General features: G+C 73.3%; 15 protein-coding genes. 6 read left to right on the top strand and 9 right to left on the bottom strand.

Annotation, left to right across the window (positions count from 1 at the left end; all coding sequences use genetic code 11):
• Positions 1-201: 201 nt before the first annotated feature.
• Complete coding sequence (locus ACYQ77_RS14750) at positions 202-1,401, bottom strand: DUF418 domain-containing protein (protein ID WP_459711412.1); 1,200 nt, start codon at positions 1,399-1,401, stop codon at positions 202-204.
• A gap of 103 nt (positions 1,402-1,504) precedes the next feature.
• On the opposite strand from ACYQ77_RS14750, the gene ACYQ77_RS14755 reads away from it, so the two are divergent.
• The gene (locus ACYQ77_RS14755; RefSeq protein WP_459711414.1) at positions 1,505-2,239 is read left to right on the top strand and encodes a TetR/AcrR family transcriptional regulator; all 735 of its coding nucleotides are present in this window, start codon (positions 1,505-1,507) and stop codon (positions 2,237-2,239) included.
• 6 nt (positions 2,240-2,245) lie between these two features.
• Here the strand turns inward: ACYQ77_RS14755 and ACYQ77_RS14760 are convergent, their stop codons facing one another.
• The 3 genes from ACYQ77_RS14760 to ACYQ77_RS14770 form a co-directional block, all read right to left on the bottom strand.
• Entirely contained in the window at positions 2,246-3,583 is a 1,338-nt protein-coding gene (locus tag ACYQ77_RS14760; protein WP_459711416.1) for a vWA domain-containing protein, read from the bottom strand.
• Positions 3,580-4,455 (bottom strand): AAA family ATPase, encoded by an 876-nt coding sequence (locus ACYQ77_RS14765; protein ID WP_459711418.1) that lies wholly within the window; start codon positions 4,453-4,455, stop codon positions 3,580-3,582. Before ACYQ77_RS14765 ends, ACYQ77_RS14760 begins: the two co-directional genes overlap by 4 nt.
• A 502-nt stretch (positions 4,456-4,957) precedes the next feature.
• Positions 4,958-5,341 (bottom strand): VOC family protein, encoded by a 384-nt coding sequence (locus ACYQ77_RS14770; protein ID WP_459711420.1) that lies wholly within the window; start codon positions 5,339-5,341, stop codon positions 4,958-4,960.
• 226 nt (positions 5,342-5,567) lie between these two features.
• Here ACYQ77_RS14770 and ACYQ77_RS14775 point away from each other — a divergent pair, with 226 nt between their 5' ends.
• The 5 genes from ACYQ77_RS14775 (at position 5,568) to ACYQ77_RS14795 (ending at position 9,644) form a co-directional block, all read left to right on the top strand.
• Entirely contained in the window at positions 5,568-7,178 is a 1,611-nt protein-coding gene (locus tag ACYQ77_RS14775) for a glycoside hydrolase family 15 protein (protein ID WP_459711422.1), read from the top strand.
• Positions 7,179-7,293: 115 nt separating this feature from the next.
• The gene (locus tag ACYQ77_RS14780; RefSeq protein WP_459711425.1) at positions 7,294-7,758 is read left to right on the top strand and encodes a hypothetical protein; all 465 of its coding nucleotides are present in this window, start codon (positions 7,294-7,296) and stop codon (positions 7,756-7,758) included.
• Positions 7,755-8,981: an NRAMP family divalent metal transporter gene (locus ACYQ77_RS14785; protein ID WP_459711427.1), complete on the top strand. Its 1,227-nt coding sequence runs from the start codon at positions 7,755-7,757 to the stop codon at positions 8,979-8,981. Before ACYQ77_RS14780 ends, ACYQ77_RS14785 begins: the two co-directional genes overlap by 4 nt.
• On the top strand, positions 8,978-9,388 hold the full coding sequence (locus ACYQ77_RS14790) for a hypothetical protein (RefSeq protein WP_459711429.1): 411 nt from the start codon (positions 8,978-8,980) through the stop codon (positions 9,386-9,388). The genes ACYQ77_RS14785 and ACYQ77_RS14790 overlap by 4 nt, the downstream gene beginning before the upstream one ends.
• Entirely contained in the window at positions 9,375-9,644 is a 270-nt protein-coding gene (locus ACYQ77_RS14795; RefSeq protein ID WP_459711430.1) for a PRC-barrel domain-containing protein, read from the top strand. The genes ACYQ77_RS14790 and ACYQ77_RS14795 overlap by 14 nt, the downstream gene beginning before the upstream one ends.
• Before the next feature lie 114 nt (positions 9,645-9,758).
• On the opposite strand, the gene ACYQ77_RS14800 is transcribed toward ACYQ77_RS14795, so the two are convergent.
• The 5 genes from ACYQ77_RS14800 to dpgB are packed head-to-tail and all read right to left on the bottom strand — an operon-like array spanning position 9,759 to position 14,928.
• Complete coding sequence (locus tag ACYQ77_RS14800) at positions 9,759-10,934, bottom strand: nucleotide disphospho-sugar-binding domain-containing protein (protein ID WP_459711433.1); 1,176 nt, start codon at positions 10,932-10,934, stop codon at positions 9,759-9,761.
• A complete protein-coding gene (locus tag ACYQ77_RS14805; RefSeq protein WP_459711436.1) occupies positions 10,931-12,181 on the bottom strand; it encodes an MFS transporter in 1,251 nt (416 codons plus the stop codon). The genes ACYQ77_RS14800 and ACYQ77_RS14805 overlap by 4 nt, the downstream gene beginning before the upstream one ends.
• 5 nt (positions 12,182-12,186) lie before the next feature.
• Positions 12,187-12,981, bottom strand: a complete 795-nt coding sequence (gene dpgD, locus ACYQ77_RS14810) for an enoyl-CoA-hydratase DpgD (protein WP_459711438.1) — start codon at positions 12,979-12,981, stop codon at positions 12,187-12,189.
• On the bottom strand, positions 12,978-14,279 hold the full coding sequence (dpgC, locus tag ACYQ77_RS14815; protein WP_459711440.1) for a (3,5-dihydroxyphenyl)acetyl-CoA 1,2-dioxygenase DpgC: 1,302 nt from the start codon (positions 14,277-14,279) through the stop codon (positions 12,978-12,980). Before dpgC ends, dpgD begins: the two co-directional genes overlap by 4 nt.
• Positions 14,266-14,928 carry an enoyl-CoA-hydratase DpgB gene (dpgB, locus tag ACYQ77_RS14820; protein ID WP_459711442.1) on the bottom strand — a complete coding sequence of 221 codons (663 nt, stop codon included), beginning with the start codon at positions 14,926-14,928 and terminating at the stop codon, positions 14,266-14,268. The genes dpgC and dpgB overlap by 14 nt, the downstream gene beginning before the upstream one ends.
• Positions 14,929-14,939 lie beyond the last annotated feature (11 nt).

The following is a 14,939-nucleotide window of genomic DNA, read 5'->3' on the forward strand; positions in this document are numbered from 1 at the left end:
CTCAAGAACTCGTCGATGTACCCCTCGGGCACGCGCCCCGGCCATGTCGGCCCGGGCGTCCTCGGCGAAGGCGAACGCGGCGGCCACCGCGTCGACGACGGCAACGCCTCCACGGCGTCGGTGACCACGGCACGCAAGCAGTCACTGCTCACCACCCCACCGACGAGCACCGCCCCGGCCACCAGCCCGGCGACGACGGCCTCACCGTCGCGGGCCGTAGGTCAGGCGGCGCAGGACGGTCTCGGCGGGACCGGGGCGCTTGCGGTGGTCGAGCCGGCGGGCGGCGAGGACGCTCACCAACCACACGGCGACGGCGATGACGACGCCGGCCACGGTGGGGCTGCCGGACCGGTGGGCGAGGTCGAGCGTGAAGGGCAGCAGGAGGACCACCCAGGCGACGGACTGGAACAGGTACCCGGACAGCGACCGCTGGCCGAGCGCCGCGAGCGCGCCGACGACCGGTCCCGAACGGCTGGCGCGCATGGCGACCAGGCCGATGAGGGCCGCGTAGCCCGGGCCCGCGAACATCCCGCTGCCGCCGTGGAGGAGCAGCACCAGCTCGCCGGTCGGCTGGTCGACGTGCAGCCACCCGGCGGCGACGAGCGCAGCGGGCAGACCACCCGCGACGGCGACGCCGAGGCCGGTGCACGCGGTCCACTTCAGCAGGGTCCGGTGCCGCGCGGGCTCTTCGAGGACGCGGCGGCGCGCGGCCCACATGCCCAGCCACGCGACGATGACGAACGGCAGCACGGTCAGCGTGTGCACCGGCCATTCACCGAGACGGTCCACCATGGACTCGAGGTAGGTCGGCGCGTCGAGGGAGTCGACGTGGCCGACCGGCAACGGGGCCGGCGCGGCGGGCGTGCCGGTGAGGTCGCCGACCACGATCGCGGCCAGGACGACGATCTCGACCGTGGCCAGCGCCCACACGACCAGCACGATCCGGTGGAACTTGTCGCTCCTGCGGAGCAGCAGGAGGGTCATGGCGAGCCCGACGATCCCGTAGGCGCCGAGGAAGTCGCCGTAGTACAGCAGCGCGGCGTGGGCGAGGCCGAAGACCACGAGCCACAGGTTCCGGCGCACGAGCACCGACCGCACCTGGCCGGGTGTCGCGCCCGCGGCGTGCTGGCGGGTGGCGAGCTGGACGAGGCCGTAGCCGAACATCACCGCGAAGACCGGGTAGCCGCGGGCGTGGGCGAGTTCGTACAGCAGGAACGTGATGCCCCGGTCCACGCCCTCCGGCGCGGGGTCGAGGCCGGGCTCGCCCGCGAAGATCACGCCCGCGATGTTGGCGAGGGCGATGATCAGCAGCATCACGCCCCTGGCGAGGTCGGGCGCGAGTGCGCGCTCGGCTGGGCGGACGGGCCCGCGCCAGGTGCGCGGTGCGACGTCGAAGCTCATGCGGGTTCCCCTGTTTCGGACGGCAGACTTAGTTTCAGGGACAAAGTATCATAGATAAATTAATGCATGTGGCATGATGTCGGCGGAGGTGCGCGACAGGGGTATGACCAGCGAGGACTTCGTTCCCGACACGCTGCGCCGACTGTGGCGGATGGCCGAGCCCGCACGTCTGGGCCGGCCCGCGACGCTCGACATCGACCGGGTCGTCGCCGCCGCGGTGGACCTCGCCGACCGCGACGGGCTCGGCGGCGTGACCCTCCCGAAGGTGGCCGCCTCCCTGGGTGTCACCGGGATGTCGCTGTACCGGCACGTCGGCTCGAAGGACGAACTGCTCGTGCTGATGGCCGACCACGCCCTCGGCCCGCCCCCCGAACCCGAGACCGGTGACTGGCGTGCCGGGCTGCGCGCGTGGGCGCTGGCGCAGCGCGCGGTGTTCCGGCGGCGGCCGTGGCTCACGCGCCTGCCCGCGTCCGGGCCGCCCTCGGGCCCGCACCAGATCGCGTGGATGGACGCCGGGCTCGCGGCCCTCGCGGGCACCCGCCTCGACTGGGCGCACAAGGTCGGCGTCCTGTCCCTGGTCAGCGGGTACGTGATGCAGTCAGCGCGGCTGGAGAGCGACTTCGCCGACGCCAGGAGCGAGGCCACGGCCCAGGCCGACGTGGAACGCGACTACGGCCGCGCGCTGGCCGCACTCGTCACCCCGGACCGCTTCCCGCAGGCCGCGCGGCTGTTCTCGTCGACGCTGTTCGAGGCGCCGCCGGACGACGCGTCCCCGGACGCCGACTTCATGTTCGGCCTCGACCTCATCCTCGACGGCGTCACCGCCCGGAACGGCTGAGGTCGGTCAGAGCGCGACGTCGTGGACGAACGCGCCGAGCTGGGTGAGGTTGCGGCACTCCACCATGTCGACGATCTCGGCGTACGCCGGTGCGACGGAGTCGCCCGTGCCCCAGTCGCCGCGGCGTTCGGGGTTGAGCCACCACGCCTTGCGCGTCATGCCCGCGAGGTCGGCCAGGCGGTGTTCGTTGCGGTTGAGGTTGTTGGAGCGGGCGTCGCCGAGGATCAGCAGCACGGTTTTCGGTCCGAGCGCGTCGGCGTGGCGTTCGTGGAACTTGTCGAACACGCGGCCGTAGTCGGTGCCGCCCCAGAGCGCGGCGTGCCGGGCCCGCGCGGCGAGCTCGGCGAGCACCTCGCCTTCGTCGCGGCCGGGCCGCAGCGCGTCGGTGACCTCGTGGACGTCGTCGATGAACGTGAACGCGCGGACCTTCGTGAACTGCTCCCGCAGCGCGTGGACCAGCAGCAAGGTGAACCCGGCGAAGTTGGCGACGCTGCCGCTGACGTCGCACAGCACGACGAGCTCGCTGCGGTTCGCGCGCTTGGGCCGGTGCCGGGTGGCGAGCGGGACACCGCCGGTCGACATCGAGGCGCGGATCGTGCGGCGGAAGTCCAGCGGTCCCCGCCGGTTCGCGTGGTGCTCCTTCGTCAGCCGCGTGGCGAGGCGGCGCGCGAGCAGCTGGACCTGGCGCCGCATCTCCACGAGGTCCGCGCTGCGCGCCGCGAGGAACGACAGCTGGTCCACGCTCGGGCGCACGGCCGTGTCCGCGAGGCGTGCCGGGCCCTTGTCCTCCGCGACCCGCCGCAGCGCGTCGTCCTCGACCAGCCTGGTGAACCGCCCGATGCGGCGCGCGGCCGCGCGCCGCGCCTCCGGCTCGGTGCGGTCCTCCCGCAGCGCGGCCACGATCCGCGCGGTGAGCGCGTCCGGGTTCACCGCCCGCACGGCGGTGTAGGCCGACCACGTGTTCTGCCCCTGCTCACGGCCTTCCAGCCGGCCGAACCGGCCGACCATCTCGGCCGCGAGCCGGGCGAGCCGCGGTTCGTCCCCCGCCGCCAGCGCGTCGGCCAGCACGTCCCGGAACTCGTCCGCCGAGGTCTCCCCGTCCGGCGCGACGGCGCCGTCCCCCACGAGGCGGGGGAAGTACAGGTCGAACAGGGCGTCGAACACCGGGCGCTGGACCTGCCGTTTGACCAGCGTCGCCGCGTACGCCGCGCGGACGGTCTCCCGGTCGTGCCAGCCGAGCGCCGACATCGCCGACACCGCGTCCAGCCCCTCGGCGAGCGAGACGGCGAGCCCGGCCCCGCGCAACGCCTCGAGGAACGCGATGTGCCGGTCGACGAGGCTCATGCCAGCCCGAGCTCCTTGACGGCGCGCTCGTGGTCGGACGCGTGCTTCAGCACCGCGCCGAGCGTGGCGGCGATCGCGGCGGCGTCCAGCTCCCCGATCTGCAGCGCCAGCAACGTGCGCGCCCAGTCGATCGACTCGGCGACCGACGGCGCCTTCTTCAGGTCGAGGTCACGCAGCCGCCCGATCACCGCGACCAGCTGCGCCGCCACGCGCTCGTCCAGGTCGGGCACCTGCGCGGTGAGGATGTCCCGCTCGCGGTCGGCGTCCGGGTAGCCCACGTGCAGGTACAGGCAGCGGCGCTTGAGCGCCTCGGACAGCTCGCGGCTCGCGTTGGACGTGAGCACCACGAACGGCCTGCGCACCGCGGTGATCGTGCCGAGCTCGGGGATCGTCACCTGGAAGTCCGACAGCACCTCGAGCAGCAGGCCCTCGACCTCGACGTCGGTCTTGTCGACCTCGTCGACGAGCAGCACCGTCGGCCGCTCGGCACGGATCGCCGTCAGCAGCGGCCGGGTCAGCAGGAACTCCTCGGTGAAGATGTCGTCGTGGGTCCGCGACCACGTCTCACCCTGGCCCGCCTGGATGCGCAGCAGCTGCTTCGAGTAGTTCCACTCGTACAGCGCCCGCGCCTCGTCCAGGCCCTCGTAGCACTGCAGCCGCACCAGATCGGCCCCGGTCGCCCGGGCGACCGCCTTCGCCAGCTCGGTCTTCCCGACCCCGGCGGGACCTTCCACGAGCAGCGGCTTGCCCAGCGCCCCGGCGAGGTACGCCGTCGTGGCGACGGCCGGGTCGGCGAGGTACCGGGCACCGGCCAGCCGGGTGGCCGTGTCGCCCGGGGACGCGAACCACACCGTCGATGCGTCGGGCGGCATGCGTCTCTCCTCGCTGCTGGCGTCAGCACCGACACTAGCGCGCTCGGTGGCGCCGTCCGCCCCCACTACGGCCACCCCCCTCCGCCGGGCGCGCAGCGCCCGCTCCGCGAAGCGGGCCCACCCAAGCCGAGCGGCAGCTCACCACACCACAAGCGGACTGCCTGCCATCCCGTCGACCTGGCGAAGCCCGATCACGCCGTGTCAAGGGGGCCCGAAGCACGACGCAACCCCGTGCCCAAATCCCCGGGCCCCCTTGACGCGGTGTGATAGCCCGGCGGGAGGTCGACGGGATGGCAGGCAGACAACGGACACCAGTCCTTGCCAAACCAGCCCCGTGCAAGACCCCCGCCATCCCGGAGACCAGCCCGTCCGGCGAGGACCCCCCGGAGGGAAAACCCACAACAAGGCCAACCCACAAGCCCAGAAAAGACCCAGGTGAGCCCGCCCGACGCCGACACCCCGAAATAATCGGACATCAATATAGCCAGTAGAAGTTAGTGAACTATGCGAACGTGGCCAGCTCCCAGTGGTGGCCGTCGAGGTCGGTGAAGCTGCGCACGTACATGAACCCGTGGTCCTGCGGCGGCTTGGGCTCCGCGCCGCCGAGTGCCAGCGCCCGGTCGGCCACCTCGTCCACCTCGGCCCGGCTCGCCACGTTGACCGCGAAGATCGCGGCGTTGACCGTGCGGGTGTCGGCGATCTCCTTGTCGGTGAACTCGCCGTAGTGGGACCGCGACATCAGCATCGCGTTGATCGCGTCGTTGACCACGATGCACGCGGACCGCTCTCCCGAGTACTGCTCGTTCACGCCGTACCCCAGCCCGGTGTAGAACTCCCGCGCCGCGGCGACGTCGGCGACCGGCAGGTTCACGAAGATGCTCGTCATGGCGTACTCCTTGTGTCCGGCGCGGGGCTCCGCACCCCGGCTCCGAGCACAGGTCGAACGAGCGGGCCCGCCGATCGACACCGCGACGAACTTTCCTCGAAGAAATTCGCGAAGGGCGCGCCGCGCAACCTTGCGATTGCCTTACCAACCGCGTGTCCGGGGCCGGCAGGCCGCTCCGGTGCGCCAGCATTCCTCTCGTCACGAGGACGGGCACGGGAAGTCGGGGATGACGGAACCACTCGGGAACCACGCCGTGCTCGGTGACCTCCACACGATCGCGCTGGTCGGCGACGACGGTGCCCTCGACTGGCTCTGCCTCCCCCGGTTCGACTCCCCCGCCTGCTTCGCGGCACTGACCGGCGACGCGGGCGCGGGCACGTGGCTGGCCGGTCCCGCGGCGGGCGGGCGCGCGACGCGCAGGCGCTACCGGCCGGGCACGCTGGTCCTCGAGTCCGAATGGGACACCCCGGACGGCACCGTCCGGCTGGTCGACTGCATGCCGCCGCGCGACGGCGCCGCGCGGGTGGTGCGGGTGCTCGAAGGGGTCCGCGGCCGGACCCCGGTGCGCGTGCTGTTCGAGCCGCGGTTCGACCACGGGCAGCGCGGTCCGTGGACGCGCTGCACGGGCCGCACGGTCACGGCCGTCGCGGGGGCCGACGCGCTCCGGCTCGACGCCGACGTCCCGTTCGAACCCGTCGGCACGGACGGTGCGGTCGAGGCCCGGTTCAGCCTCGCCGAGGGGCAGCGGGCCCGGTTCGTCCTCACGCACACCCCGTCGCACCTGACGACACCGGCCGCGTTCGACGCCGACGCCGCGATCGTCGCGGCGGAACGGTTCTGGGGTGACTGGTCGGCGCGGACGGGAACGGCGCACGACGACGTGGTGCGCCGCGCGCTCATCACCCTCAAGGCACTGACGTACGCGCCGACGGGCGCGGTCGTCACGACGCCCGTGTTCACCCGCGGCGCGGAACGCCACCTCTGCGATCCGCTCGAGGCGCCCGCGATCCTGACCGCCCTGCTCGGCGCCGGGCTCGTCGACGAGGCACGCGCCTGGCGCGGGTGGTTGCTGCGTGCCGCCGCGGGCGACCCCGGCGACGTCGCGGCCCGCTACTCCGTCGACGGCCAGGCCGACCGGTCCGCCGCGGACGGGCGGGCCGGGCTGGCTTCCGTGCTGTACTGCCTGAACGCGACGGACGCGCTGTGGGCAGCGCCCCGCGACCCGGCCTGGGACCTGCAACTGGGCCTGCTCGACCACCTCGCGGCCACGTGGGACCGGCCGGGCGACGACAACGTCCACGCGAAGGTCATGGCCTGGGCCGCGTTCGACCGCGCGGTGCGGACCGCCGAGCGGCACGACCTGCCCGGCCCTGCCGACCACTGGCGGACACTGCGCTCACGCATCCGCGCCGACGTGTGCGCCAAGGGCTTCGCGCCGGAGCGCAACACCTTCGTCCGCGACTACGGCTCGGACGCGGTGGACCCCGCGCTGCTGGTGCTGCCGGCGATCGGTTTCCTGCCGTGGCGCGACGTCCGCGTCCGGGGCACGGTGGCGGCGATCGCCGCGACGTTGTCCGACGACACGGGCCTGGTGCCCGGCACACCGCTGTCCGACGGGTTCCGGCTGGTGTCCGCCCTGCACGGCACCGGGTACCCGGTCGCGGCGACAGCGCTGTTCGACGAGTTGCTGGCGGTCCGCAACGACGTCGGGTTGTTCGGCGCGCGCTACGACCCCGGAAGCACGCACGCCGGCCCGGTCCCGGACACGGCGGCCACGACCGGCGTGCTCACCGCCCGGCCACCGTCCACTTCAGACCACTCGCGGCACGGCCCGTAGATATTCCGGACTTTTCCACCGAAAGCGCGAGGAACGGGGTCAAATCCGGCTCGGTGCCGGACAATTGCGCGATCACCGAGGTTTAGGCCGATCATCCGGTGCGCACTCTACGGGAGTGCCGAAGGTGAAGGCGTGGTCTGCCGGGCGGTGGGTGATCGCGGGCGTCGTGGCCGCGTACGCCGCGGTGGCGGTGCTCGCGTCGTGGCCCGCGGACGCCGACGACTACCGCGGGGTGGCGGTGCGGTCGGCGAACGACGCGCTCAGCCAGGTGCGGACCGTCCGGCTCGTCCTCCAGTCCGAGGTGGACGGTGCGGTCCTGAGCCCCTACGCGTCCACTGTGGTGGGACAGGCGCGGGAGGACCTCGCCACCGCCGTGACGGACTTCGCGGGCGAGGAGGTGCCCGACCGGACGGTGGCCGACGTGGCGGCACGGCTCGGCGGCCTGCTCGACGAGGCGCTGCGGGCGGTGGGCGCCGCCGAAGCCGCGCTGGACGCCGACGGCGACGGCGCCGCCGGGGCCGTGCGCGCACTGTCCGACGTCGGCGACCGGCTCGCGGCGTTCAGCGAGGAGAACCGGTGAAGCGCGCGCTGAACGTCACCCTCGGCATCCTCACCGCGATCGGTGGGTTCGTCGACATCGGTGACCTCGTCGCCAACTCGCAGGCGGGTGCCCGGTTCGGCACGCGGCTCGCGTGGGTGGTCGTGGTGGGGGTCGTCGGGATCTGCGTGTTCGCCGAGATGGCGGGCCGGGTCACCGCGGTCAGCAGGCGCGCGGTCTTCGACCTCATCCGCGAACGGCTCGGCCCGCGCGCCGGCCTGGTGACGCTGACGGGCTCCTACCTGATCACGTTGCTGACGCTGGGCGCGGAGATCGGCGGTGTCGCGCTCGCGATCCACCTCGCGACCAGCGTGCACTACCTGCTGTGGGTGCCGATCACGGCGTTCGTGCTCTGGGTCGTGCTGTGGCGGGTGAAGTTCGAGACGCTCGAACGCGTCTTCGGGCTGCTGGGGCTCACGCTCGTCGTGTTCGTCGTCGCGATCTTCAGCCTGGACGCGGACTGGGGCACGCTGGGGCGGGAGCTGACGTCGGGGCCGGCCGAGTCGGAGAGCTGGACGACCTACGCGTACTTCGCGGTGGCGCTGTTCGCGTCGGCGCTCACCCCGTACGAGGTGTTCTTCCTGTCCTCCGGCGGGGTCGAGGAACGGTGGACGCGCGCGGACCTGATCACGGCCAGGGCCAACGTCTTCGTCGGCTTCCCGCTGGGCGGTGTCCTCGCGCTCGGGGTGATGGTGTCCTCGGCGATCGTGTTCGAGCCCGCGCAGATCGGCGTCGACACGCTCGGCCAGACGGTGCTGCCCGCCGCGCTGGCGCTCGGCAAGATCGGGCTGGCGGTGGTGCTCATCGGCGTCTTCGCGGCCACGTTCGGCGCGGCGATGGAGACGGGGCTCTCCGCCGGGTACACGGTGGCACAGTACTTCGGCTGGGAATGGGGGAAACGGGTCGCGCCGAGGCAGGCGGCGCGGTTCCACACCGTGGTGCTGGTGAGCGTGGTGCTCGGCGCGGCCATGCTGCTCACCACGGTCGACCCGATCCAGCTCACCGAGTACTCGCTGATCTTCTCCGCGGTCGTGCTCCCCCTGACCTACCTGCCGATCCTGGTCGTGGCCAACGACCGCGACTACCTCGGCGACCAGGTCAACGGTCCCGTGCGCAACGCGCTCGGAATCGCGTTCCTGGTGCTCATCCTCGTCGCCGCCGTGGCGGCGGTCCCGTTGCTCATCGCCACCGGAGCAGGCCAATGACCCACCACCGTGACCGCGCGCACCCGGACCCGCTGCGGATCGACTTCCACCTCCTCGACCGGCAGATCGTCGACCCGAAGGGCGCGCAGGTCGGCAAGGTCGACGACGTCGAACTCGGTGTCGACGAGGAGGGCAGGCTCGTCGTCACCGCGCTGCTCGTCGGGCAGCTCGCACTGGGCAGGCGGATCGGCGGCGTGTTCGGCCGCTGGCTGGCCGGCGTGGCGACGCGGCTGCGCCCGGAGAGCGAGCCGCCCCCGCTGCGCATCGCGTACGACCACGTCGTCGAGGTCGACAGCGCCATCACGATCGACGTGCACCGCGAGCTGCTCGCCACCCCGCCGCTGGAGGACTGGTTGCGGGACAACCTGATCGGCCGCATCCCGGGAGCCCGCGATGCTGGCGAGTGACCTGATCGGGCGCACCGCCCACGACGCCGACGGCCGGGTCCTCGGGCGGATCGCGGACCTCCTCACCCGGACCGCCCCGGACGGCACCCAGTACGTCCACGCGGCCCTCGTCGCCCCCCGCCACCGCGGCCGCCTCTTCGGCTACGAACGGGACGGCTTCCAGGGACCGTGGCTCATCGAACGCCTCACCGCCGTCCTGCACGCGGGCACCCGCGAGATCCCGTGGCCCGACATCCACCTCCACGACGACGACTGACGTCCGTACCGCTCACGTGCTCGCGGCGCATCGGGATCGAAGTGGATGTACGCCGCGTTCGCGGTCTCGTCACAGGTGATCCGCACGACCGCCATCCCAGATCACCGCTGCCGGTCAGCGGGAGCCGGCCAGCTCGGCGAGCCGGGGCACGAGGTCGGCCGGGGACGGCATCGCGGCCACCTCCGCGCGCACCTCGGCCGCGGCGCGCCGCAGCGGCTCGTCGTCGAGGAGGCGGCGCACCACGTCCGGGGTCACGCGCTCGCGGTCGACGTCGACGTCGATGCCCACGCCGCGCTCGACCACCGCGCGCGCGTTGCCGAACTCGTCGCCCACGAACGGGAGCACCAGCTGCGGCACCCCGGCGGCGAGCGCGGCCATCATGCTGCCCGAGCCGCCGTGGTGGATCATCGCGTGCGTGGTGGCGGCCAGCGCGTCGACCGGGAGCCACTCGGTGACCGTGCGGACGTTGGCGGGCAACGGACCGAGCACCGACGTGTCCACGCCCGCGAGGGCCAGCACGAACTCGGCGTCCACACCGGCGGCCACGTCGGGGATCCACCGCAGCGGGCGCAGGCGCGGCCACAGCATCGGCAGGATGCTGCCCATGGTGATCACGATCCGCGGGCGGTCCGGGGTGCGGCGCAACCACTCCGGCAGCACGATGCCGCCGTGGTACGGCACGTGCCGCATGGCCCAGCCGCGGTCGCTGACCACCATGCTCGGCGGGGCGATGTCGACCAGCTCGTGGCGGTCCGGGAAGCCGGCGACGCCGTGCCTGCGGTACGCGTCGTCGATCTCGGCGGCCAGCTTCAGCGTGATCTCGCGGCTGCTCGTCAGCCCGTCCGCGTGTTCGACGGCGGGCACCCCGAGCTTGGCCGCGACGAGCGGGCCCGCGCCCTGCAGGCGGCTGTGCACCACGAGGTCCGGCCGCCACCACCGCGCGAACTCGACGGCGCCGTCGGCCATCACGTCGGACAGCGCGCCGAACGGCCGGTCCACCTCGTGGTTCGGGGTGCCCGCCGCGCGCCGCGCCATGGCCCGGAGTTCCTTGTCGGACAAGCCACCGAGACCGACGTCCGCGGTCCCGTTCCGGTACACGTCGGTGACCTGGGCGACGGTGGCGACCTCCACGACCGGCAGACCGGACCTGGCGAGCGCGGGCAGGTGCGCCGGGGTGGCGCCCGCGGTGCCGAGCACGACGTCGTGACCCGCGGCGCGCAGCGCCCACGCCAGCGACACGACCGGCAGGTTGTGCCCGAACCCGGGCGAGGTGAGGAACAGGACCTTCATGAGCGGCTCTCCGTTTCCGCCGGCCACTGGACCGACCGGATGCGGCGGTCGCTGATGCTGACGCCGAGCGCGATCGCGAGCACGGCGGCGAGGGTGAGGATGGCGGCCTGCGCGGACAGGTGCTCCACCAGCAGGCCGGAGACGAGCATGCCGAGGGACGACCCGGCGCCGAGCACGGTCATGAACGCGGTGACGGTCCTGCCGCGTTGTTCGTCGGGGACCTGCCGGAAGATGAGGATGTCCATGAGCACCCGCATGGACGGGCCGCCGAGGCCCAGCAGGAACAGCGCGATCGCGAGCCACCACGCGCCGAACGGCAGGGACAGCGCCGCGATCAGCACGACGGCGGTGCCGCCGAGCCACAGCATGAGCGCGCCCGGAGTCAGCCGGTCGTGCAGCGGGCGGACCAGCACGGTGCCCGCGAGACCGCCGACCGCCAGCCCCGCCATGGTCAGCCCGACCGTGCCCGGCGACGCGCCGTCCCGGGTGAGCACCACGATGACGACGAGGACGAGCGGCGCGGAGACCGCGTTGAGCACCGCGGCGAACATGGTGCTGTGCCGCAGGATCGGCACCTTCCAGAGCTGCACGAGACCGGCGAGCATCCGCCGGTCACCCGCCTCAGTGGACTTCCGCTCGCGGACCGGGGGCCGCACGAACAGCGCGCAGACGAGCGAGACCACGAAGGACACCGCGGTCGCGAGGAAGGGCAGGACGGCGGCGGTCGCGTAGAGCAGGCCGCCGAGCGACGGCCCGCCGAGCGCCGCGGCGTGGCTGCGCACCTCCTCCTGGGTCAGTGCCGCCGTGAGCTGCCTGGGTGGCACGACCGCGCGGACCAGCAGCATGCGCGCGGAGCCGCCGAGCGGCTGCACCGCGCCGACGATGGCGGCGACGGCGAGCAGGTGGGGCAACGTGATCGCGTCGAGCAGCACCGCCACCAGCACGCTCGTGGTCGCGACGGCACGGACGGTCTCCATGATGACCAGCAGGAGCCGCTGGTCGTAGGTGTCGGCGAGCTTGCCCGCGGGCAACCCCGCCAGCAGCGACACCGCCATCTGGGTCGCGCCGAACGCGCCGGCCCACGCCGGTGACCCGGTGACGGCGAGCACCACGAGCGGGTAGACGAGGTCCGTGATCTCCCTGCCCAGCAGGGCGAGTCCCGAACCGCTCCACAGCAGCTGGAAGTTGCGGTTGCGCCGCAGCGGGACCTCCGCCGGGGCGGAGTCGAGTGTTTCCGGAGTGGCCATGACCATCACCTTCCTTGCCACACGGGTTCGCGGCCCTCGACGAACGCCATCGGGCCCTCCACGGCGTCCTGGCTCACCGACCGGCGCTCCTCCCACTCGTACCGCGCGCTGAACGCCTCGGCGAGCGGCATGTCGAGGGACCGCATGGCGGCCTGCTTGATGGCGCGGGTGGCGAGCGGGCCGCAGCGGAGCAGGTCGTCGACCCACCTGGCCACGCAGCCGTCCAGTTCCTCCTCCGGCACCACCTCGTTGACCAGCCCGAGCCGCAGCGCCTCGGCGGCCGGGATGCGGCGGCCGGTGAGCAGGTGGCCCATCGCGGTCTTCAGCGGCAGCTGCCGCACCAGGCGGAACACGCCGCCCGCACCGGGGACCAGGCCCAGCCTGGCTTCCGGCAACGCGAAGACGGCGCTCTCCGCGGCGATGATGAGGTCGCAGGCGAGCGCGAGCTCGAACCCGCCGCCCAGCGCGTACCCCTGCACGCAGGCGATCACGGGCTTGACGAGGTCGAACCGCTCGGTGAGCCGCGGCCACCCCGGTTGTCCCCTGCTGCCGAACGTCGTGGGGCGCCCGCCGTCGCGCACCCGTTCCTTGAGGTCCTGCCCGGCGGAGAACGCCCGCGAACCGGCGCCGGACAGGACGGCGACCCACAGCGAGTCGTCGGCGCCGAAGTCGTCCCACACGTCGGCGAGTTCCTCGTGCATGCGCAGGTCCATGGCGTTGAGGACGTCCGGCCGGTTGAGGGTGACGTAGGCGACCCGGCCCCGTTTCTCGTACCGCACCCGCGGACCGGCCGCCGTCATGACGCGCTCGTGGCGAAGCGGGAGACCTTGGTCAGCACGTCCTCGGCGTAGAGCCGGCCGGCCTGCTGGACGGTGAACTCGGCCAGGAACTCCCGGAACGACTCCTGGGACTCGTCGGCGAGGTTGAGCATGCGGCGGTTCGCGACCACCGCGGGCGCGGCGAGGCGCGATGCCTCGGCCGCGATCGCGCCCGCCATGTCCTCGGGCGCGCAGACCTCGTCGAACAGCAGCCGGGCCGCCGGGTCCCCGGCCGCCACGCGCCCGTCGGCGAGGATGATCTGCCGGGCCTGCCTGGCGCCGACGAGCCTGCCGAGGCGCAGGGCCGCGACGCCGGGGATGATCCCTTCGCGCGCGGCCGGGATGGTGAAGTAGGCGTCCCGTTCGACGATGACCCGGTCGCAGGCCAGCATCAGCTGCGCGCCACCGCCGATCGCGAACGAGTCCACGGCGGCGAGCCACGGCTTCTGCACGGGACCGCGGTCCCAGTGGTCGTCCCGGACCCCGGTCATGCCGTGGATGATCTTCGCGAGGTAACCCATCTCCCGGCCCAGCAGGAAGCCGGTGAACGAGATCCTCCCCGCGTGCAGGCTCTTGAGGTTGATGCCGGAGCTGAACACCCGCCTGCCCGCGTAACGCGGGTGGCTCATCACGCCGCCGCGGATCACCCCGACCTTGACCGCCTGCGCGAGCAGGACGAGGTCGACGGCCGTCTCCATGTCCTCGACCTGCTGGTTGTCCTCGGCGTTGAGGCAGTCGTCGCGCTGCATGGTGAGGTGGGCGACGCCGTCCGCGCACCGCACGTGGACCGAGGCCAGGGTCAGGACGCCGGTCCGTTCGAACTCCGGCAGCAGGCGCAGCGCCTTCGGCGTCGGCCGCCGCATGGCGTCGAGCAGGTGCGGGCCCGCGGTGCGAGACCGGAGCAGGTGGCTGATCAGGATGCTCTGGTCGACGTCGAGGCCTTCCTTGTCCGCCGGCGGCCGGTCCTGCTCCGCGTCGGACTCCTCCTTCGCCGGCACGAGGCCGGGCACCGCGGCCGCGGCGGCGTCGCACACCTCCGCGAGCCGCAGGAAGCGGGTGCCGCCCGCGGTGATCTCGTCGTGGAGCCGGTCCACGTGCGCGCGGAGGAACCCGGCGGCGCACACCCTGGCCTCGTGCCGCGCCGCGGCGACGGCCGCGCGTTGCCACGGCGCGCGCAGGCTGGGCGGTGGGCTGCCGGCGAGCACCTCCCGCAGCGCCGCGTGCGCCGCGGCGACCGCGCGGGCCGCGGGCAGCGCCGCGAGTGCGTCATCCCGCGGCATTGGCCACCTCCCTGGTCCGGCGCAGCAGGCGGTCGCACGCGGCGAGGTGCCTGCCGAGCGCCTCCTCGAACGGCGTGGTGGTCGCGTCGAGCATCAGCTGGCGGCGCACGGCGACGTCCGTGCCGTCCTCGGTCTCCAGCCGGGCGACCGCATTGGCGATGGCGGCCGCGGTGTCCTCGGCGACCTCGTCGACGAGCTGGGCGCCGACCGCCTCGGCCGCCGACAGCGGGTTGCCGAACAGGATCCAGCGGCGCACCCGCGCGAACCCGACCTGGTTCGCCAGCCGGTACAGGCCCATGCCGGGCCACACCCCGCCCGGCCCGGCCGGCAGGTACAGGCGGGTGCCCGCCGCCGCCACGCGCAGGTCGGTGGCCAGCAGCGCCTCGACCGCGATGCCGCCGCAGTCGCCGTGCACGACCGCGACGGTCGGCCGGTTCAGCCGCTCCAACCTGCGCAGCACGCGTTCCCACTTGTTGACCAGCGCGACGTCCGGCGGTTCGGTGTGGTCCGTGCCGGGCGCGCCGGTGCCGGCGATGACGGGCACGACACCGGACGGCGCGTCCTCGACCTGGTCGATGAACACGTCCAGCGCCGCGATGACACCCGCCGAGACCGGCCTGCTGCCGTCGATGTGGTGGTGGGCCTGCATATCTCGCTCCT

It is taken from the genome of Actinophytocola sp. KF-1, from assembly GCF_054661535.1.

Coding starts and splice junctions, on each gene's coding strand:
- ACYQ77_RS14750 (WP_459711412.1), bottom strand. CDS start 1,401: ATGAGCTTCGACGTCGCACCGCGCACCTGGCGCGGGCCCGTCCGCCCA.
- ACYQ77_RS14755 (WP_459711414.1), top strand. CDS start 1,505: ATGACCAGCGAGGACTTCGTTCCCGACACGCTGCGCCGACTGTGGCGG.
- ACYQ77_RS14760 (WP_459711416.1), bottom strand. CDS start 3,583: ATGAGCCTCGTCGACCGGCACATCGCGTTCCTCGAGGCGTTGCGCGGG.
- ACYQ77_RS14765 (WP_459711418.1), bottom strand. CDS start 4,455: ATGCCGCCCGACGCATCGACGGTGTGGTTCGCGTCCCCGGGCGACACG.
- ACYQ77_RS14770 (WP_459711420.1), bottom strand. CDS start 5,341: ATGACGAGCATCTTCGTGAACCTGCCGGTCGCCGACGTCGCCGCGGCG.
- ACYQ77_RS14775 (WP_459711422.1), top strand. CDS start 5,568: ATGACGGAACCACTCGGGAACCACGCCGTGCTCGGTGACCTCCACACG.
- ACYQ77_RS14790 (WP_459711429.1), top strand. CDS start 8,978: ATGACCCACCACCGTGACCGCGCGCACCCGGACCCGCTGCGGATCGAC.
- ACYQ77_RS14795 (WP_459711430.1), top strand. CDS start 9,375: ATGCTGGCGAGTGACCTGATCGGGCGCACCGCCCACGACGCCGACGGC.
- ACYQ77_RS14800 (WP_459711433.1), bottom strand. CDS start 10,934: ATGAAGGTCCTGTTCCTCACCTCGCCCGGGTTCGGGCACAACCTGCCG.
- ACYQ77_RS14805 (WP_459711436.1), bottom strand. CDS start 12,181: ATGGCCACTCCGGAAACACTCGACTCCGCCCCGGCGGAGGTCCCGCTG.
- dpgD (WP_459711438.1), bottom strand. CDS start 12,981: ATGACGGCGGCCGGTCCGCGGGTGCGGTACGAGAAACGGGGCCGGGTC.
- dpgC (WP_459711440.1), bottom strand. CDS start 14,279: ATGCCGCGGGATGACGCACTCGCGGCGCTGCCCGCGGCCCGCGCGGTC.
- dpgB (WP_459711442.1), bottom strand. CDS start 14,928: ATGCAGGCCCACCACCACATCGACGGCAGCAGGCCGGTCTCGGCGGGT.